Genomic DNA, 19,375 nt, shown 5'->3' with positions numbered 1-19,375 from the left:
CACAAAATTTACTAATTATGCGAATATCCTTGTTTATAGTTTTGTCATTATTAGCCTCTTGTGCTCCTATTAAAATAAAAAAAATCCCCATGCCCGATGGTGACATTCAAGATATCAAAGGTCACGTAAAGGAAATAAAAGTCAAAAACATAAAAGGATCTTCTGTTATAGACCCAGAGACAATACCCTTCGGACTAATTTCAAACTGGAACAGAGAAGGTCATAAAATTGCACAAAAAGACATTTATGCAAAAGATTATTTTGACGAAACTTTATTTTTTTATCAAAAAGGATTAGAAATCAAATCAATTACAAAATCAAATACCAATAGCCCAGAATTAATGATGGAGCACAAGTATGATAAAAAGAGTAACGAAATAGAGTATTTAGCCTACTTTGACAAAAAGCTAGATAGCAAGAGAGTAACACAATATGACAAAAGAGGAAATAGAATAGTAGTCGTACATTTTGATGGAAATGGAGAACTAAAATTCACAGAAAAAACAACTATTGACTACAAAAACAAATCTTTAATTACCTATTCATACAATGAACAAGGAGAACTTAAAGACGGTTATTTAAAATGTATTTTTGATAAAAACGGAAATAGAATCAAATCAGAATTAGAATTTAAAAAGGCTAAATACCATTCAGTTACAATTAATGAATATGATAAGCGAAATAACTTATTAAAAACTTATTCTTTGCCTAAATCACCGAAGAATACTCTTGTAGAATACAAATATTCCTTCGATAAGATTGGAAACATAATTATACAAGAAAAATTTGAAAATAGTGTTTTGGTAAATACAGTGTTGATCGACATTGTTTATTGGTAACAAGCTTTTACCTTAGCTCATAAATATAAAAGTTAACTCTGGTAATAAACTAAATAGTATAATGTAGAAAATCCCAAGTGAAAGCCTGGGATTTTTTTTGTTTTATTAATTAAGTATTTTTAATTATCATTTTTCTTAAAAAGAATAACTACCTGTTATTTATTTTTTAAAAAGAATTTTTTCTTTTCCGTTTGTATATTCGACAGTCAAAATGGGCTCGAAAAATCCTTGCTTATTTTGCTTTTTGACATATTTTATGGAGTCTGATGTGAAATCGACTCTCTTAACTATTGTTTTTACTACACAGGTGATAAGACCTTTTTCTTTATCTACTATCATATGGCCTAAACTCAATATGCTATCATCCTTATAATAAATGCAGGCGCAGATAGATTGTTCTGTGTTTCCTTTTTTGTAAAAAAGTGAATATCCTTTTTCATTTACTTCGTAATGATTAAAATTTTTATAGTAGGTTTCATACTTAAACTTTCCAATTTTAATTTTTTCTACCTTTTCAGTCTCCTGACAATAAAGGAAGGTAGTACATAAAATAGCGATGAATAGAATTGTTCTTTTTGTTAATGTCATAATCGTTATATTTAATTTAAAATCCAAATTCTTATTGATTTCACTCCGCCTTTGGGATATGTATTTGCACCTCCAATTACATATCCGTTCTCAATTAAATCAGCATGTCTCGTTAAGACGTCACCCGATGAAGTACATTCTGGATGAAAACTAAATCACAAACAATTAAGAATTAATTTCCCTGTTTATAATACCATAGACAATATAAAAAACGATCAAGCCCACAAAAAAAATCCAATCTTTAAAAAAATATTGTCTTCCTGTTTTTTTGATTAGATAGACGATTGACATTACTATTAAATTAATTATAGTCATAATTGCAAAATAAGCTGGAAAAAGAAGCGCTAATGCGTCTTGATAGATTATACCCCAGTAGCTAAAAGATAAAAGAGAAGCAATTAGTAGAATATAATTTAACCAACTCAAATAAATAAATTTGTCTTTTTTAATATCTGATGAAATAAAAAATAAGTATAGTGATAAAGTAAATATTGAAAACATTAAAAATTGAAATGCTCCAAAGTATCCTTTTGTGTCGAAATACATTAGATTGAAAAAATAATCAATCAAAGCTAAAATAATAGATAAGCTTCCTGTAAATACAAAAGTTTTCTTAAATAAATATATATGTTTTTCCATGCTTAATTACATCCTAAATCACTTATTGCTACTTCTCCTCTCAAAACTTGGCAAACTTTTGTCCAATCTGGCCTCCAAATAACGTTTGGACTAGCAGATTGGTAATGCCATATGATATTGCACTATCATAACCATATATACTTTCTAACTAACTGTTCTTAAATTGTATTTTGCTTTTTCTTTGTAATAGTCAGTTTCTTGAAAGGCAGTTTTATAGCTTTCTGAAATCTTTCCAAAATCAAAAAAATTCTTAAAGAAATATGAAAATGAAAAATCGAATCAATTTTTTTGAGACGGTTACTCTTTATTTTTATATGATTTCGCTACTATTTTTCCTTCCTTTCCTCAATGAATAATTCACCATATACAATCCAAAAAGGGTAACTCCGCCACCTATCGCAATGGCTGCATTGAGGACTTCACCAAAAATCACAGCGCCTAAAATCACGGCTATAATTGGATTGATATACGCATAAACACTACTTATTTCAGCAGGAAGGTTTTGAAGTGCATAGATAAAGGCAATGAAAGTCAGTACCGAACCAAAAACAACTAAATAAGCAATCGACCACCACGAAATTGCAGGAATAGTGCTCAGACTAACTGAAGTTCCTGTGGCTCCATTGTACGCAAAAAGTAAAATACTGGATATAAACATTTGCAGCCCTAAACTAAAATACGGATTAAAGCTCGCCGCCTTTTTCTTTGTATATAAGGTACCAAATGCCCACGTTAAGGTAGCAATCAAGGATAAAAAAATACCCAACCTAAAATCAGCCTCCATAAAATCACTCAAATGATCGTAAAAGATAACGCAGACACCGCCAAAACTGATAATTAAACCAATAACCGTGAGTCTGGCCAATCGTTCTCCTCTAAAAAAAGTAATGATTACAATCCATAAAGGAACAATAGCTCCAATGATTGCTCCCAGTCCGCTACTGATGTATTTTATGCCCCAAGTGCTTAATCCGTTACTTAAAACAAAATTAAGGATGCTTAAAATAATAATGGTTTTCCATTGTTTTCCTTTTGGCCAAGGAGTTTTTTTGAACAAGAAAAAGGAGATATACAATAGTCCGCCAATGAATTGTCTAATGGCAGCAAGTTGTAACGCCGGCATGTGTTTTACACCTTCTTTTGAAGCAATCCAAGTAGTTCCCCAAAAAAAACTGACCCAGCATAAAGCCAAAATAGGCAATCCAATAGCATTGACTTTCGACAAAAAAGCATTTTTAATTTTAGTTTTCACGTTATAAATTTGGTTTCGTAAAAGTATACTTTAAAACGGTTTCTATTTTAGTACTCAAGATTGTTTTTCCAATTGATGGATTGTTATGATTAAATTTTGGCAAAGCCAAATCTAAATCCAGCGCTTTTTGACTGTAATACATTTCTCGTGAAGGATGAGATGGAGCGACCGCATTGAAAGTTTCATTCCAAGCATCATTTTCTATAATTTTTAGAATTATACCAATGCAATCTTCCTGATGAATTAAATTAATCGGAGCGTCCGGATTATCCAAATTTTCACGACCAGCCAGAAAATGTATCGGATGACGGTCGTCGCCAATTAAGCCCCCAAAATGCAATGCCGTTGTTTTGAAATTGCTATTGCTCAGCAAAAGCAGTTCTGTTGCCAACAATTGTTTACCGCTTTCAGTATCCGGTTTCGGAATTGTTTCTTCAGTTACCGATGCATCATCATCATTATAAACTGATGTCGAACTGATGAAAAGCACTTTTCTAACAGATGATTTTTCTATGAATGGAATCACATTTCTAATCTTGGAAACAAAATTTTCTGTACCTGAACCGCGAAGTTTCGGTGGAACATCGATGATTAAAATTTCAGAATTTTCCAGAAAATTCGTTAGGTTTTCAGTTGTTTTATTTTCTGAAAGCACAATTAAAAAAGGGGCAATTCCTGCATTTTTCAATACGTCTAATTTTTCTGCAGATGTCGTCGAGCCATTTACTAAATAATCGTTTTTAATTAAGGCTTTCGCCAAAGGCAGACCCAACCAACCACAACCCAGAATACTAATTTTTTTCATTTTTATTTTTTGTAGCCAATTTGTTTGCGCTCTTTTCGTATGTTGTCTTTCTCGTCTTTTGTGATGAGGTAACTCAAAGCTTCATATACATCACTAAATTTCTTATCGTATTTTGTTTCTATTTCAAGCAATTTTTCGTTGAATTCCTTGTGTTCCAATGCATATTTACGAATAATGACGAAAGTACGCATGATAGCAATATTTACATGTATCGCTACATCCGAATTTAAAATGCCACTAAGCATTGCTATTCCTTGTTCCGTGAAAGCAAAAGGGGTTACAGTTACGTTTCTTTTATTTTGGTTTGCGGTCACAAATTGTGACCGCATACTTTCCCATTATTCAATATTTAGTCGAAACATAAAGTCGACGGGAAATCTTTTTATATTTCTTTTTACGGCTTGATTTAGGACTTTGGTTTCTACTTCATAAAGTGCAGCAAGGTCAAAATCAAGTATCACTTTTTGTTCCCGAACATCATGTATTTTATATTTTAATGTATGTATCTGCATATAATTTGTAGTGAGTTCGTTTTTTTATGGTTTTTCTAAACTGTCTTTCACAACGCTTAAACTATCTTTTATAATAGAATTTGAAACAGCAGCTTCCAAAGCATTCACAACAGATACAGGTCTTGGTTTTATTTTTTGTCTAATGACCACAGCATCATTCAAAACAAAAGGCATTGGCATCATCCAGTTTTCTCTTTTTGTTATTTGAAATAAAGGGTTTGTCATTAAATCAAAAGAGCTTTCCATCAGTTCCATGTCTAAAACTGTTGAGGCATTTATGCTGAACTGCATTTCTAAAGATGCGTTTCCAACAACATAATAACTCAATATTTTCTTTCCTTTTCGTTGGTAAAGCGAATTTTTCTGGCCTAATGTGGTCACGCCATTGGCTTTGAAATTATGAATAGCCATTTTTTCATTTGCAAAAATATCATAGCGATTTACGTTTCGATTCGGAGAAATTTTAATTTTAAAAAATCTTTGATTGCCCACGATTCTGTCTTCCAGAAATTCTATACTTGGTTTCAGAATGTCTTTTTTGGGCGCTTCGGAAGCATAGGTAAAACCAGAATTGTATTTGCTGAACAATGGTATTTCGTTCAGAGCGGTTGCGTTTTTCGGGTTTTCACCTAAATAGCCTTTGGTCCAGGAGTCAAGATTGGTGTCATACGTTGCCCAATTGGCTTGATCCGTATCGACATTGTACACATACAACAAACTGTTTGATTTGGCTTTTCCATATTCGTAACCTGATTCGGAGTGTGCTTTTGCAAAAAAGCCAATGGCAAGAACTAATAAACCTAAAGACCAAATTCCTTTTTTGGCGAAAGCCCCAAAAACGGGTAAGAATAGAGCAAAGATCAAAACAGTAAGAACAGCACTTCCAAAAAGCACTTTTAATCCCAAACCAATAGGAAACATTTGGATGAAAGGCGTTATGATGATCAAAGCAGGAATGCTTAAAAAAAGATTTAATGTTTTATTTGATTTTTGAGTAACAATGAAAATACCAAAAATAATCAGACCAAAGTACACTGGGATAATCAAAAATCCGGCGCCTTGTAAACTAAAAGCAAGGGCTCCATTTATCAAAATCCAAATAAATAATGGCGCTACGTAATGATTGATGGTTACTTTTCGTTCTGAAAATAAATGATAAAACAGCATGCTTATCGCCAAAGCCAAAAGTACAAATGCGGCAATGTAAGCGTGTCCGTTATACGTAAATCCGTTGAGTAAATCATTGTATTGCGGATACACATTTAGCAATGCTTTCCAGCCAAAGAACGTAATTAATCCAGTACTAATTATCGAGGCGAAAAACGGAATAAATCCTTTTATAATTACGCGCAACGATAAAATACGCTTGGCTTTTCCTAAAAACAACAGGAAAATAAATAGCGCCAGTGCGATTATGACCATTGGTAAAACCCAGCTAAAAGGATAGCTTATAAAAGTATACGGAATGGTAAAGTAGACATAATCTTCGCTGGCTTGTGTCGTGCTTAAGTTGGTATTTGAAAAATAATTTAACAACGGCATCAAATAAGAACCTTGATGTGCCAGTGTGTTTTTGTTCAAGTGATGGATATCGTCCTGAGCAGTATGATAATTAAAATGGTCATCGATAAAAGCAAAATTATAGCCTTGAATATTGCCTTGTTCCCTAAAAACAGTCAAATCGGTATCATTGGGCAACATTTTATAAATGCTGTACATCAAGGAATTTGAAACTGGAAAAGTCGCTTTTGCGGCAGCGAACTCTTTCACTAATCCAGCATTTCCCTTGTTAGTTTCCATCAGCATGTAGCTGGGTCCGGAAGAACCACGTGCTTCAAAATTGAGGACCAAACCTATTTCTTTTGCCCATTGATGTTGGGTTACAAAAAGTGCAGCGCCGTTTAATCCTAATTCTTCCGCATCTGAAAACAGAATAATAATGTCATTTTTATGCGAAGTTTTATTGTATAAAAAAGCACGAATACTCTCCAGAATTGTCGCTACACCAGAACCCGCATCGCTCGCCCCTTTCGAGTAGGAATGTGGCGCGCTGTCATAATGAGAAAGCAATAGTAAGGCCTTCGAACTATTGGAACCTTTTATTCGGGCTAATATATTTTTTGACTGCACCAGATTTCCCCAATCACTCAAGGTATATCCTTGCTGGACGGAAGTTTCCAGTCCTAAGTTGTTAAGCTCTTTCACGAGATAATCAGCGACTACTTCATGTTCTTTGGAACCTACATAATGCGGTTTTTTTGCAATAGCTTCTACTTGGGTCAAAGCTCTTTTGGTCGAAAACTCAGCAAGGGAACTTTCTTCATCAGAAGTCCAATGTGGCATCATGGTTAAGTAAATCAATCCTAGAGTTCCTAGGATAAATAAACCGGCAAAAATGGAGGAATAATCTTTTTTCATTTTTAGTTAAGTAGATTTTTGGGGGGAGATCTGGTGTTAAATATCTTTTTTGACTATCATATAAAAATCATTGTCCAAAAGCATATACCCTTGGTCATATAGGAAATAGTAGGTATTTCCAGTTTTGGTTTGTAAAATATTGGTAAAAAATTCAAAATCGAAACCTTTGCTTAGGAGTTTTGTCCGTGTGGTTTTTGATTTTCCGTCAGTATTAATTTCAGATAAAATGCGATAATTTTTGCGCAACTTGTTGTTGATGTTGCGCATAAAATTAGTACTGTCTTTGTTTATTTTATTATTGAAAGCGTTACGACAGCCGTCGCTACAAAACTTTTTGTCTTCACGGCCCACAATTTTTTCTTCGCATTCTAAGCAGGTTTTGTTCATGGATTGATTTTTTTGATGTCGTATAAGTCAGTTCTACGATCTTTTAGAATTCGAACACTTCCGTGCTCGTGAAGTTCTTTCAGTAAGTCTAAATCTACATCGACAATCAGTGTCATCTCCGTATTTGGAGTTGCTTCAGCTTTGATTCCGTTACTTGGAAAGGCAAAATCAGAAGGCGTAAATACTGCGGATTGCGCATATTGAATGTCCATGTTGTTCACCTTTGGGAGATTACCCACACAGCCAGCTATGGCAACATAACATTCATTTTCAATCGCTCTGGCCTGCGCGCAATGTTTGACTCTGGTGTAGGCATTTTGAGTATCAGTCAAGAACGGAACGAATAAAATGTTCATTCCTTCATCCGCCATTAATCGGGATAATTCAGGGAATTCAACATCATAACAAATCATGATGCCTATTTTTCCGCAATCAGTATCAAAAGTCTTAATTTGTGATCCGCCTGTCATTCCCCAATGCTGTACTTCGTTTGGAGTGACGTGAATTTTAGCATACATTTCAGAAGTCCCGTCTCTTTTACAAAGAAAACCAACATTGTATAACGTACCATTTTCCAGGTAAGGCATGCTTCCCGTGATGATGTTGATATTATAAGAAATGGCTAATTCCTGAAAGCGTTTGCGAACAGGTTCTGCATGTTTGGCTAATTCGCGTATGGCTTCCGCTTCCGATAAATGGTTGTAATCCGCCATCAATGGAGCCGTGAACAATTCCGGAAATAAGGCGAAATCGCTTCCGTAACCAGAAACAACATCTACAAAAAATTCACATTGTTCGAATAAAGCTTCCAGATTATTCAATTGACGCATTTGCCATTGAACGAGTCCCAATCGGATTACGCTTTTTGCGAGGTTTATCAGTTTTGGACTTTCGTCGTAATAAATGTTATTCCATTCCAGCAAAACTGCAAATTCTTTAGAATCTGAGTCGCCTTCCAAGTAGTTTTTAAGTACTCGGATCACGTGAAAATCGTTACTCAACTGAAAAGAAAGAACAGGGTCATGCAATTCTTTCCTTTTTACTTTTTCGATATAATTTTTAGGAGTAAGTGTTCCTGCGTGTTGTCCGTAGTTTGGAATCCTGCCGGCAAAAACAATTGCTTTCAAATTCAATTGTTCACACAATTCTTTTCGGGCGTCGTATAATCGTCTTCCAAGGCGTAGTCCTCTGTAATTTGGATGAATAAAAACATCTATTCCGTATAAAACATCTCCTTTTGGGTTATGAGTAGAGAAGGTGTATTTTCCGGTTATGTCCGAATAATTATGGTTTTTATCTACTAAACTTTCGTCAACAATTAGAGACAAAGCAGAACCAACTACTTTTCCATCTACCAAAATTACCAGTTGACCTTCGGGAAAAAGGCTTAATAATTTTTCAATATGATGTTCTCTCCAGTAAGAACCTACCATTTCTTTGTACGATTCTACCATAGAGTTTTTTAACTCTTTATAGTCATCAAATTTCAGATTTCGTAACTCTACTTTGTTTATTTTGGTTTGCATAAAAATTTTATTTTATCAAATATATATAAATTTTCCCATTTACAAACGCTTACAAATAGTTACAACCGAAAGTAAGTAGTTAGCAACCGAATACTTTTTGACAGTAAGCGCATCTTTGCAGTGTTGATTTGAAAGAACAATTCAACAAATAACTTATATACACTAACATTTAAATTTTACACGCCATGAGTACATTAAGAAACAAAGTACAGTTAATTGGACACGTTGGGAATGATCCGGAAATCAAATCATTTGACGGAGGGAAAAAGTTGGCCAATTTTACATTAGCAACTAATGAAAGCTACAAAAACGAAAAAGGAGAAAAAGTAGAGGAAACCCAATGGCACAAATTAGTGGCTTGGGGAAAAACGGCAGAAATTATAGAAAAGTATGTTACCAAAGGAAAAGAAATTGCTATCGAAGGAAAACTAACCCACAGAAGTTACGACGATAAAAATGGCGAAAAAAGATATGTCACCGAAGTAGTGGTTAATGAGGTAATGCTTTTAGGAAAATAAAATCAGTTCCCAATAGTAAGTCCCGGTTTGCAGCTAAATTTTACTGCAAACCGGGACTTTTTTTTAACAAAAATTGAACGCTTTTATTGGTTCATTAATTCCTGAAAACAATCCACAAATTGTCCGAGATGAAAACCATCCATTAATCCGTGATGAACATGAACAGACATTGCCATGGTTTTTTTGCCGTTGTCAGCAATTTTCATTTTTCCAAACGAAATTTTAGGACAACTATCCGGAAAAGTATAACTTCTTGCGTGGGATAAAGAGGTAAAATCTAACCACGGAATCGCCGAAAAGTGAATGACATTATCATCGTCAAATGATCGGGTAAAGAGTCCGGTTGTAGTTTGAATACGTTCGATTTCGTTAGAAGTGTTTGTTGCAAAAACCGAAAAATCAGAATTGTATTCAATCAATGAAAAACCAAACGTCCCGTCTTCCCGACCAATAGTCGCTGAAGCATTAACTTGGTCACAAACATATATATTGTTGTCTGAAATTCGATAGCGAAACGATTCAATCGCATTCACTGCGATCAATGTATTATGTAAATAGTAACTGAAAAAGGAAGCTTTCAATGCTTTTGCAGTTGTGTAGGCTTTGGTACAATCAATTTCGACAGTGGCGCCAAAAAATGGTTCTTCGAATTGTTTGAAAAAATGGAAGTGTTCTTTTCTTGACCAATTTTCTGTATCTAAAAGGGTTCGCAAAATGGGATATTTTTATTTATTTTTCAAAAGTACTGTTAATGTTTTGAATCATAAATCCGTTTTTTTGGAATTTTTGTTTTAAGGAACTGAGTAAATGTTCTTCAAATCGAAACAAAAAGACATAAAAAAACCCTAAAAGAAATTTCTTTTAGGGTTTTTATAGAATATGGAGAAATAATTATTTTACTCTGAAAGTAACTCTTCTAACTAATTTTCTTGCAGCATCTGAATCTTTATCAACTGAAGTGTCTTCACCAGCAGCAACAACATTCAATCTTGATGCATCAACATTAGCTTTTATCAAAGTATTTTTTACATTATTTGCTCTTGCAGCAGATAATTTATCATTGTATTCTGATCTGCCTAATTCGTCAGCGTGACCAATAATGTCAACTGTAGCAGTAGGATTGTTTCTTAAATATGTCAAGATAAAATCTGTACCTTCTGTAGAAACATTTGTTGGAGTAGATTTATTGTAATCAAAATAAACAGCAACATAACCACCGTTGATTAAACTTTTGATCAAATCGTTATTGTAGATAACAGAACCGTCACCAGTATTTCCAGCATAATTTTTCAAGATGTATGCTTCAGTATCGTCAGCAACATTGTTGCTGTTCTTATCAATTGATCTACCTTTTGTATCCACCATTGCACCTGCAGGAGTATTAGCTTCTTCATCTAAATAATCAGCTACACCATCTTTATCTGTGTCTAACATTTTATTTTCAATAGCCATAAATCTTTGGTCAATTGCGTCGAATCTACCTTCATTGTCAATCACCCAGTCAGCATGTTTTTCGTTTTTACCTAAGTAAACTGTTAAACCTACAGTACCATTAAAAAGAATTCCTGAAAATCCTCTTGCGCTACGAGTACTTGCAGCATCAAAAGCAGCATCTTGAGCAGCATTAAGGATAGTTGTGAAATCTCCTGTCAAAGCAATTCTGTTTGATAGTTTGATTTGACCTGTTACACCAGCAATGAAGTTACCCATTCTGTCTTTCAATGCAGAATTTTGATCTTCTAATTGCGCTAAACCAAAACCAGCATGACCGATTAAACCAAGTGTATTGGTCCAAGTTTCAAAGTTCATGATTCTTCCTAAGTTAGCAACGGCTTGTAAGTCTGCTCTGTAATATTTAGTGTCGAAATCAATTGAATTGTTTTTTCCTTCAAAACTGTTCATTCCAAGATCAGCTTTCAAACCAAATTTGTTATTAAACATATATCTAACTCCAAGATCAGCCACGAAAGGACTTGGCGTAGAAGTAAAATAACCAGCAGTCATTGGTCGTTGTGTTTTATTAACACCACCTGCAATTTCAATAGACCATTTATTATAGTCGTTTTCAGTACTTTTTACAGTTTCTGTCTGAGCACTCATTGTAGTAATTGCTGAAGCAAAAACTAACGTAAGTATAATTTTTTTCATTTTGGGAAAATTTTAATTTTCGGCAAATTTACTACACAAAATCGTTAGATTTACGAAAAAGAGTAAATTATATAAGAATTTGTTGTAATTTTATAAAAATAGGGTTCAAAAAGAGTTTTTATTGAATTATTTGCAAGATCAGAAGAATTTTTTTTTTAAAATCTAAAAATTTTTATGGCGAATTAGAATACAATCCTGCTTTTTAATCGTTCGTCAGAATTTCAAATGTCTGATTAGCAGGCACTTATTTTTTGTTTTTGATATCAAATTTAGTGTTTTATAATTGTCTTAAAACCTCCGTGATTTTTTCGAAAGCTCTGAAGTTTTCATGCTCCACTTTATGGTCAATTTTTTCGTGTGCCCAAGTTGTATGAAACGGAATATGAACGGCGTGTCCGCCAATGGCCAAAACAGGTAAAACATCAGATTTTAAGGAATTTCCAATCATTAAAAATTCTTCCGGTTGTATTTCCAATCGTTTGATTAAATCGGAATAATCAATTTCTTGTTTGTCAGACATCACTTCAATGTGGTGAAAGTAATGACCCAAACCCGAATTGTGTAATTTTCTTCGCTGGTCTAATAAATCGCCTTTGGTGGCAACCACTAATTTATAATTTCCGTGTAAAGCTGCTAAAGTTTCCTCGACGCCTTCTAATAAAACAATCGGTTTTTCGAGTAATTCTTTTCCATATTGAATGATTTTTTCGATGATTTCAATAGGAATGGTATTATTTGAAATATTCATGGCTGCTTCAATCATCGAGAGAATGTAGCCTTTTATTCCGTATCCGTACAATTTTAAATTATCAATTTCTACTTTAAATAGTTCTTTGGAAATCCCTTGATGGGACAGATAATCTTCCATTAAACCACAAAATTTCTTCTCGGTTTCATCAAAATACGTTTCGTTGATCCATAAGGTGTCATCAGCGTCGAAAGCAATTATTTTTAGATTCATGGTGTGTTATGTTTTTTGGGTATAATTACAAAAGTTACTTCTGAATTATAATTTCAATTAGTTTAGTTGTAAAATTTGTCTTCTTTCCACTTTTCAGGATTGGTTTCTATATAATTTTGTATTCTCTCAAATGATTCGGAATCACGAATAATATGGTCGTGAAAACGTGCTTGCCATTCAAAATCAGCATGGATAAAATGTGCATTTTTGGTTACCACCGATTTGTAGGAACGAATTATGGTGGAAATCGTTCCTCGTTTAGGAGAAATTTTTGACATTGTTTCATTTATTATTACAATATCTGTATTATTTGTAGAGACGTTGCAATGTAACGTCTTTACAACGGTATTTGATTCAATTACATTTTTTTTGTCAATTATCAATATTCCATGAATGTGATTCGGCATAATGACATAATTTCCCAATTCAACAAATGGGAAATGTTTGGGGATTTCTGCCCAAAATTGATCCGTCAATTTTCCGATTTCATTCAGCTGCATTTCATTTTCATCATTGCCCAAAACGATTTCGCCAAAAAAATGTTCCCGGTTTGAAGTACAAATGGTTATAAAATAGGCACCGTTATTTCCATAATCCCAATTTTTCAATCGGGCAGAGGGTATGCGGTATTTATTTTGGAATTTGGTATTCATATTATTTTCGTTCGGATTTATCAGATAGAGACGTTGCATTGCAACGACTGCCGTCTCCTGTATGTTGATGATAACGAATATAATAATTTTTTATATAATTTCTGAATGGTTCTTGGTTAAAACAGTAGAGACGTTGCAATGCAACGTCTCTACGTAATAGTGGATATATGAATGTTTAATTTATCGTCTCCCCATTCGGAACTCCATCATTATCTGGATTTACAAACACTAATTTTCCTTCGGTATTAGTTGTCATCAAAATCATTCCCTGACTTTCTACGCCGCGAAGGTTTCTTGGAGCCAAATTCACTAAAACAGTGACTTTTTTCCCTACAATATCTTCTGGTTTGAAACTCTCCGCAATTCCAGAAACGATGGTACGCACGTCAATTCCGGTATCTATTTTCAAAATCAAAAGTTTGTTCGCTTTCGGCATTTTTTCGGCTTCCAGAATCGTTCCTGTACGGATGTCCATTTTGGCGAAATCCTCAAATTGAATCGCTTCTTTCTGTGGTTCTGCTACTTTATTTTCGGCTTTGTTGGCTGTTTTAGTCGCTTCTAGTTTGTCTATTTGTTTTTGAATTTCCTCATCTTCAATTTTGGCAAATAATAATTCCGCCTCGCCAATTTGGTGTCCCGCTTGAATCAAATCAGAAGTTTGAGCAATAGTATTCCAGTTTAATGGGCTTTCTATTTTTAGAATTCTTGATAATTTTTTGGCTGTAAATGGCAAGAATGGTTCGCAAAGTGAACTTAACGCAGCCGCAATTTGCAACGCCACATACATTTGCGTTTGCACGCGTTCCGGATTGTCTTTGATGACTTTCCAAGGCTCTTCGTCGGCCAAATATTTATTTCCCAAACGGGCCACATTCATCAATTCGCTCAACGCTTCGCGAAATCTGTAACGCTCCAGAGAACTTGAAATCACAGCTGGATACGCTTTCAATTCAGCCAGAGTTTGTTCATCAACTTCTGATAGCACATTTGGTTGCGGAACAATTCCGTTGTAATACTTATTGGTTAAAACCACGACACGATTAATTAAATTCCCGTAAATCGCTACTAGCTCATTATTATTTCTCGCCTGAAAATCTTTCCAGGTAAAATCATTATCTTTCGTTTCCGGTGCATTTGAGGTCAACGCATAACGCAAAACATCTTGCTGATTTGGGAATTCTTCTAAATATTCGTGAAGCCAAACCGCCCAGTTTTTAGAAGTTGACAATTTATTTCCTTCTAAATTCAAGAACTCATTCGCAGGCACATTGTCGGGCAAAATATAACTTCCTTCCGCTTTCAGCATCGCAGGAAAAATTATACAATGGAAAACAATATTATCTTTCCCAATAAAGTGAACCAGTTTTGTATCCTGATCTTTCCAGTACGGTTCCCAATCTTTTCCTTCGCGCAAAGCCCATTCTTTGGTAGAAGAAATATAGCCAATCGGCGCATCGAACCAAACGTATAATTTTTTACCTTCGGCACCTTCAACCGGAACGTCAATTCCCCAATCGAGGTCACGAGTAACCGCGCGAGGTTCTAATCCGCCGTCAATCCATGATTTTACTTGCCCGTAAACATTCGGTTTCCAGTCGTTTTTATGTCCAACGAGAATCCATTCTTTCAAGAAATCTTCATAACGGTCCAAAGGCAAAAACCAGTGTTTCGTTGCTTTCATAATCGGAGTTTCTCCCGTAATGGTCGATTTTGGATTTATCAAATCCGTAGCATTTAAGGTCGAGCCACATTTTTCGCATTGATCGCCGTAAGCTTCTTCGTTGCCGCATTTTGGACAAGTTCCCACCACAAAACGATCTGCCAAGAATTGGTCTGCTTTCGCATCATACAATTGCTCGGTTACTTCTTCAATAAAATCACCTTGTTCATACAATTTTCTAAAAAATTCCGAAGCCGTATCATGATGGATTTTGGCCGAAGTTCTTGAATAATTATCAAACGAAATTCCAAAATCAGAGAACGATTTACGGATAATTCCATCATATTTATCGATTACTTCCTGTGGCGTAATGCCTTCTTTTTTAGCTTTCATCGAAATTGCCACGCCGTGTTCGTCACTTCCGCAAACAAACAAAACGTCTCTTCCCTGCAATCTTAAATATCTGGAATAGATGTCCGAAGGCACGTAAACACCCGCCAAATGGCCAATGTGAATCGGTCCGTTCGTATAAGGCAATGCAGCTGTAATCGTATATCTTTTTGGATTCTGTATCATAAAATTATTTTTAGATTCTGAAATTAATTCAGAACGAGCTGCAAAAATAAGCAATAGAATTTTTATTTGGAGCTATTTCCCGCTATCCGTTGCAATCTTTCTATTTTAAAGAAAAAAATAGAAAGGATTTTCACTGCCATCGGGGCTAAAAGATTTCGTATGGTGACAACTTTTTACGCTAAGCATATTTAGTTATCTAACAATACTAAAAGATTCAAAAACTTAAGATCAGCAATATAAAACTCTAAAAAATAGTATTATATTTACATTTTTTTTACCAAAGTATTTTAAATCTAAACGCTTACAATTAAATTCAACTATTTATTAAAATGAAAAAAATAACGATACTGTCACTGTTTTTATGTGTTTTTTCTGTTTATTCTCAGATTCAAAAAGAAGTTTCCAGCGATTGGACTTCTTTTAACCAAACTATAACCATTCAAACTGCCGTGTCAAAAAAGTTTAAAGTAATTGCCTCTGTAAAAGTGGAGTCCGAAGAACCTATGGCTTGGGCTGGGGTTTGGGCTAGAGTAGATACCAAAAATGAAGAAGATGGCTTTTTTGATAACATGAATGATAGACCAATTAAAGCAAAAGCTTGGCAATCCTATACTGTTGAAGGAATTATTGATACCAATACTAAATCATTAAGTTTTGGTGGCTTGTGTCTATATAATGGAAAATTCTACTTCGATAAATTTGAATTGCTTATTGAAAATGAAAAAGGCATTTTTGAACCAATTACGGTTTTAAATGCCAGTTTTGAAACTCCTGTAAAGAATGGTGATATTCCAAAATGGGACTTAGGAATATCCAAAAACAAAATAGTCAAAGTAAAAGAATATAAAATTATATCTGATAAAAGTAACGTTGATGGAAAGTTGGGGTTATTGATCGAGGGAAGTGGTATAAAAATAAAAGAGACTGGAAAGATCGGTAATGTTGAAGGAGCTTCACCTCAAATTGGCGCAATGATTTCGATGCTTGAAGATTTAAAAGACCGTGTTGAAAACACAGTCAAAAATATGGATAAATACGAAATTGATTATTTACATGATGAAGAAGCTAATAGGATTGGGGCTTTGGTAATGCATTTAGCGGCAGCCGAGGCTTATTATCAAGTTGTAACCTTTGAAAACAGAGAATTTAACCCAGAAGAAAAGAAAAAATGGGGTTTGGCTTTAGATTTAGATAAGGGTGGTCGCAATGAGATAAAAGGGCATGACATACAGTATTATTTAGATCTATATAATGAAGTTAGAACAAAAACGATAACTGAGCTAAAAAAGAAAGATGATGCTTGGTTTGCTACAGAGCAAAAAAGATATGGTGTAACAAACCAGTATTGTTGGTTTCATGTTATGGAACACCAATCCAGTCATTTAGGGCAAATTTTATTTTTAAAGAAAAGGATTCCGCCGCAAATGGCAGTGGATTTAGAACAAAAGATTAAAAACTAAAGTAATAAAATTTTATCAATAGTACGTCAATTAGGAAAGCCACGTTATTAATGTGGCTTTTTTCATCTTTACAAACGGAATTAATAAAGACTGTAAATTATGACAAAAGGACCCGAAAAAAATACCAAAAATAAGGCTTTACATACCAAATTGCTGAATCGGAAAAAGACTAAACTTCAAGAAGAAAAAAAAGAAAAAGCGATACGTTTGAAAGCTTTAGTGACAAAAATGAATCAGAAAAAGACTAGTGACGAATCTGATGTCAGTTAAATAGTAACGCTAATCAATCTGTGCTAATCTGTGCAATCCGTGGCTAAAAAAACATTTCGATTCCTCACTATTTTACCCGAAATTTGCAGCACATATTCAAATACAAAATAAATGGAATTCGGTAGAATAATTATTTCAGAAACAGCAATGAACAGTGAAAATCTCCAAGATGTAATTCACTCTAATATTTCAGTAATCAACTTAATGCGTGAGGAAGGCGTAAACGATGATTTGATTCACGAAGATGCCATAATGAGTTATTATTTAGATTATTACACATCACAATATACCGAAGGAAATTTTCCTCAATTTGTATACAATTCGGGTTGGGATAAGGAGCTAAACGAATTGATTGATGAAGGTTTGGCTTTGATTGGCGCCGAAAAGCATTTGGACTTGTTTCAACAGCAATCCAAAAAAGTAAAATTGATGAGCAGTGTCAAGCTCAATAAATTCCTAAAAGGGAAACTGGAAGGCGTAAATCCTATCCGAGATTTACTCAACAACGACGCTTTTTTCGAAATAGAAGAGAATTTGGTTACTTTGAATGCTAATTTCTTGAAAACCCACCCCGATTTTGAAGTGCTTTCTGTAGATGACATGTTCGCCACTTTAGAAGAATTTGTGGGTCATGAGATTAAAAGAAACTAATCTAAACTCAAAGGTCGCAAGTCAAAAGTCTTAAAGGTATTTTCTATTGTACTCCATTGTCTTTTCAACATGATATTATATTTAAATTAAGGGTGACTAAACAAGGTTATTTCCTTAAGCTTGACTTTGTGACTTTATGACTTTGGACTTTGGACTAATTTTTTGTCCCATTTCTAGCAAACATTTCCTTAAATTTGCTTCAATTATTATTTAAGTTAGCGTTAAAAAAATCAACTATGTTACAAATCGCATTTATTAGAGAGAATCAGCAAAAAGTAATCACTGCTTTGGCCAAGAGAAACATCGATGCAACAAGTGTTGTTGAAGAAGTGGTACAACTAGATGAAAAACGTCGCGCTACGCAAGTGGAGTTAGACGGAATTTTATCCGAATCTAATAAATTATCCAAAGATATTGGTGAATTGATGAAAGCTGGAGAGAAATCGAAAGCCTCAATTTTAAAAGAAAAAACAGTTTTATTGAAAGAGAAAAGCAAGAAATTATCTGAAAGTGCTGATGTACTTGCTGCTGAACTTTTGGAAAAATTATACACATTACCCAATCTTCCGGCAGATATTGTTCCTGCTGGGAAAACACCAGAGGAAAACCTAAACGTTTTTCAAGAAGGGGAGATTCCAGTTTTGCACGAAGGAGCGCAACCTCATTGGGAATTAGTAAAAAAATACGACATCATTGATTTTGAACTTGGAGTAAAAATTACTGGTGCAGGATTTCCGGTGTATAAAGGAAAAGGAGCCAAGTTGCAACGTGCTTTGATCAATTATTTTTTGGATAAAAATACCGCTGCAGGATACAATGAAGTTCAGGTTCCACACATGGTAAATGAAGCATCGGCTTATGGAACGGGACAATTGCCAGACAAAGAAGGGCAAATGTACCATGATAAAACCGATGATTTATATTTAATTCCAACGGCTGAAGTTCCGGTAACTAACTTGTTTCGTGATGTTATCTTAAACGAAAATGAATTGCCAGTTTTAACGACGGCGTACACGCCATGTTTCCGCAGAGAAGCAGGTTCTTATGGCGCGCATGTACGCGGATTAAACCGTTTGCATCAATTTGACAAAGTCGAGATTGTTCGTGTAGAACATCCAGATAAATCGTATGAAGCTTTGGACGGAATGGTGGAACACGTGAAAAATATTCTTCGAGAATTGAAATTACCATATCGAATATTGCGTCTTTGTGGTGGTGATATGGGTTTCACGGCAGCCTTGACCTATGATTTCGAAGTGTTTTCTACCGCGCAAGATCGCTGGTTGGAAATCAGTTCAGTTTCTAATTTTGAGACTTTTCAAGCGAATCGTTTGAAATTACGTTTCAAAGACAAAGACGGAAAAAACCAATTAGCACACACCTTAAACGGAAGTGCACTAGCTTTACCAAGAGTTTTGGCCGGAATTTTAGAAAACTATCAAACTCCGGAAGGAATCGTAATCCCGGAAGTATTGCGTCAGTATTGCGGGTTTGATATTATAAATTAAACAT

Annotated in this window: 20 protein-coding genes; 6 read left to right on the top strand and 14 right to left on the bottom strand. The window is 34.5% G+C overall.

Going from position 1 to position 19,375, the window contains the following annotated elements:
* The first annotated feature begins 17 nt into the window (after nucleotides 1-17).
* Complete coding sequence (locus ACP7AQ_RS01745; protein WP_426094151.1) at nucleotides 18-839, top strand: hypothetical protein; 822 nt, start codon at nucleotides 18-20, stop codon at nucleotides 837-839.
* A 159-nt stretch (nucleotides 840-998) separates the two neighbouring features.
* On the opposite strand, the gene ACP7AQ_RS01740 is transcribed toward ACP7AQ_RS01745, so the two are convergent.
* From ACP7AQ_RS01740 to ACP7AQ_RS01700, 9 genes are all read right to left on the bottom strand, one after another.
* Nucleotides 999-1,427: a hypothetical protein gene (locus ACP7AQ_RS01740; RefSeq protein ID WP_426094150.1), complete on the bottom strand. Its 429-nt coding sequence runs from the start codon at nucleotides 1,425-1,427 to the stop codon at nucleotides 999-1,001.
* Nucleotides 1,428-1,592: 165 nt separating this feature from the next.
* Complete coding sequence (locus ACP7AQ_RS01735) at nucleotides 1,593-2,066, bottom strand: hypothetical protein (RefSeq protein ID WP_426094149.1); 474 nt, start codon at nucleotides 2,064-2,066, stop codon at nucleotides 1,593-1,595.
* A 310-nt stretch (nucleotides 2,067-2,376) separates the two neighbouring features.
* A complete protein-coding gene (locus ACP7AQ_RS01730) occupies nucleotides 2,377-3,291 on the bottom strand; it encodes a DMT family transporter (protein ID WP_426094148.1) in 915 nt (304 codons plus the stop codon).
* 28 nt (nucleotides 3,292-3,319) lie between these two features.
* A complete protein-coding gene (locus tag ACP7AQ_RS01725; protein ID WP_426094147.1) occupies nucleotides 3,320-4,123 on the bottom strand; it encodes an SDR family NAD(P)-dependent oxidoreductase in 804 nt (267 codons plus the stop codon).
* A 2-nt stretch (nucleotides 4,124-4,125) separates the two neighbouring features.
* Nucleotides 4,126-4,452, bottom strand: a complete 327-nt coding sequence (locus tag ACP7AQ_RS01720) for a hypothetical protein (protein ID WP_426094146.1) — start codon at nucleotides 4,450-4,452, stop codon at nucleotides 4,126-4,128.
* Nucleotides 4,453-4,461: 9 nt separating this feature from the next.
* Entirely contained in the window at nucleotides 4,462-4,635 is a 174-nt protein-coding gene (locus ACP7AQ_RS01715) for an ORF6N domain-containing protein (RefSeq protein WP_426094145.1), read from the bottom strand.
* A gap of 24 nt (nucleotides 4,636-4,659) precedes the next feature.
* Complete coding sequence (locus tag ACP7AQ_RS01710; RefSeq protein ID WP_426094295.1) at nucleotides 4,660-6,981, bottom strand: M28 family peptidase; 2,322 nt, start codon at nucleotides 6,979-6,981, stop codon at nucleotides 4,660-4,662.
* 108 nt (nucleotides 6,982-7,089) lie between these two features.
* Nucleotides 7,090-7,440, bottom strand: a complete 351-nt coding sequence (locus ACP7AQ_RS01705) for a hypothetical protein (protein ID WP_426062568.1) — start codon at nucleotides 7,438-7,440, stop codon at nucleotides 7,090-7,092.
* Entirely contained in the window at nucleotides 7,437-8,966 is a 1,530-nt protein-coding gene (locus ACP7AQ_RS01700; protein WP_426062569.1) for a GNAT family N-acetyltransferase, read from the bottom strand. Before ACP7AQ_RS01700 ends, ACP7AQ_RS01705 begins: the two co-directional genes overlap by 4 nt.
* Before the next feature lie 185 nt (nucleotides 8,967-9,151).
* Between ACP7AQ_RS01700 and ACP7AQ_RS01695 the strand changes: the two genes are divergently transcribed.
* Nucleotides 9,152-9,484, top strand: coding sequence for a single-stranded DNA-binding protein (locus ACP7AQ_RS01695; RefSeq protein WP_426062570.1), 333 nt, complete (start codon nucleotides 9,152-9,154; stop codon nucleotides 9,482-9,484).
* An 83-nt stretch (nucleotides 9,485-9,567) separates the two neighbouring features.
* On the opposite strand, the gene ACP7AQ_RS01690 is transcribed toward ACP7AQ_RS01695, so the two are convergent.
* The 5 genes from ACP7AQ_RS01690 to metG form a co-directional block, all read right to left on the bottom strand.
* The gene (locus ACP7AQ_RS01690) at nucleotides 9,568-10,197 is read right to left on the bottom strand and encodes a CatA-like O-acetyltransferase (RefSeq protein WP_426094144.1); all 630 of its coding nucleotides are present in this window, start codon (nucleotides 10,195-10,197) and stop codon (nucleotides 9,568-9,570) included.
* 178 nt (nucleotides 10,198-10,375) lie between these two features.
* Nucleotides 10,376-11,632 (bottom strand): OmpA family protein, encoded by a 1,257-nt coding sequence (locus ACP7AQ_RS01685; RefSeq protein ID WP_426090492.1) that lies wholly within the window; start codon nucleotides 11,630-11,632, stop codon nucleotides 10,376-10,378.
* A 277-nt stretch (nucleotides 11,633-11,909) separates the two neighbouring features.
* The gene (locus tag ACP7AQ_RS01680; protein WP_426094143.1) at nucleotides 11,910-12,593 is read right to left on the bottom strand and encodes an HAD family hydrolase; all 684 of its coding nucleotides are present in this window, start codon (nucleotides 12,591-12,593) and stop codon (nucleotides 11,910-11,912) included.
* 62 nt (nucleotides 12,594-12,655) lie between these two features.
* Nucleotides 12,656-13,246 carry a transposase gene (locus ACP7AQ_RS01675; protein ID WP_426094142.1) on the bottom strand — a complete coding sequence of 197 codons (591 nt, stop codon included), beginning with the start codon at nucleotides 13,244-13,246 and terminating at the stop codon, nucleotides 12,656-12,658.
* 175 nt (nucleotides 13,247-13,421) lie between these two features.
* Nucleotides 13,422-15,482, bottom strand: a complete 2,061-nt coding sequence (gene metG / locus ACP7AQ_RS01670) for a methionine--tRNA ligase (protein WP_426094141.1) — start codon at nucleotides 15,480-15,482, stop codon at nucleotides 13,422-13,424.
* A gap of 329 nt (nucleotides 15,483-15,811) precedes the next feature.
* Here metG and ACP7AQ_RS01665 point away from each other — a divergent pair, with 329 nt between their 5' ends.
* The 4 genes from ACP7AQ_RS01665 to serS all read left to right on the top strand — a co-directional run bounded on the left by ACP7AQ_RS01665 (nucleotide 15,812) and on the right by serS (nucleotide 19,371).
* Nucleotides 15,812-16,942, top strand: a complete 1,131-nt coding sequence (locus ACP7AQ_RS01665) for a DinB family protein (RefSeq protein WP_426094140.1) — start codon at nucleotides 15,812-15,814, stop codon at nucleotides 16,940-16,942.
* 99 nt (nucleotides 16,943-17,041) lie between these two features.
* Entirely contained in the window at nucleotides 17,042-17,212 is a 171-nt protein-coding gene (locus ACP7AQ_RS01660) for a hypothetical protein (RefSeq protein WP_426094139.1), read from the top strand.
* A 111-nt stretch (nucleotides 17,213-17,323) separates the two neighbouring features.
* The gene (locus tag ACP7AQ_RS01655; protein WP_426094138.1) at nucleotides 17,324-17,863 is read left to right on the top strand and encodes a DMP19 family protein; all 540 of its coding nucleotides are present in this window, start codon (nucleotides 17,324-17,326) and stop codon (nucleotides 17,861-17,863) included.
* Between the two features lie 236 nt (nucleotides 17,864-18,099).
* On the top strand, nucleotides 18,100-19,371 hold the full coding sequence (gene serS, locus ACP7AQ_RS01650; RefSeq protein ID WP_426094137.1) for a serine--tRNA ligase: 1,272 nt from the start codon (nucleotides 18,100-18,102) through the stop codon (nucleotides 19,369-19,371).
* Nucleotides 19,372-19,375: the final 4 nt, after the last annotated feature.

The sequence above is a fragment of the Flavobacterium sp. DSR2-3-3 genome (assembly GCF_049896585.1).
Lineage (GTDB): Bacteria > Bacteroidota > Bacteroidia > Flavobacteriales > Flavobacteriaceae > Flavobacterium.
This window is presented reverse-complemented; position numbering and strand designations above follow the sequence as displayed.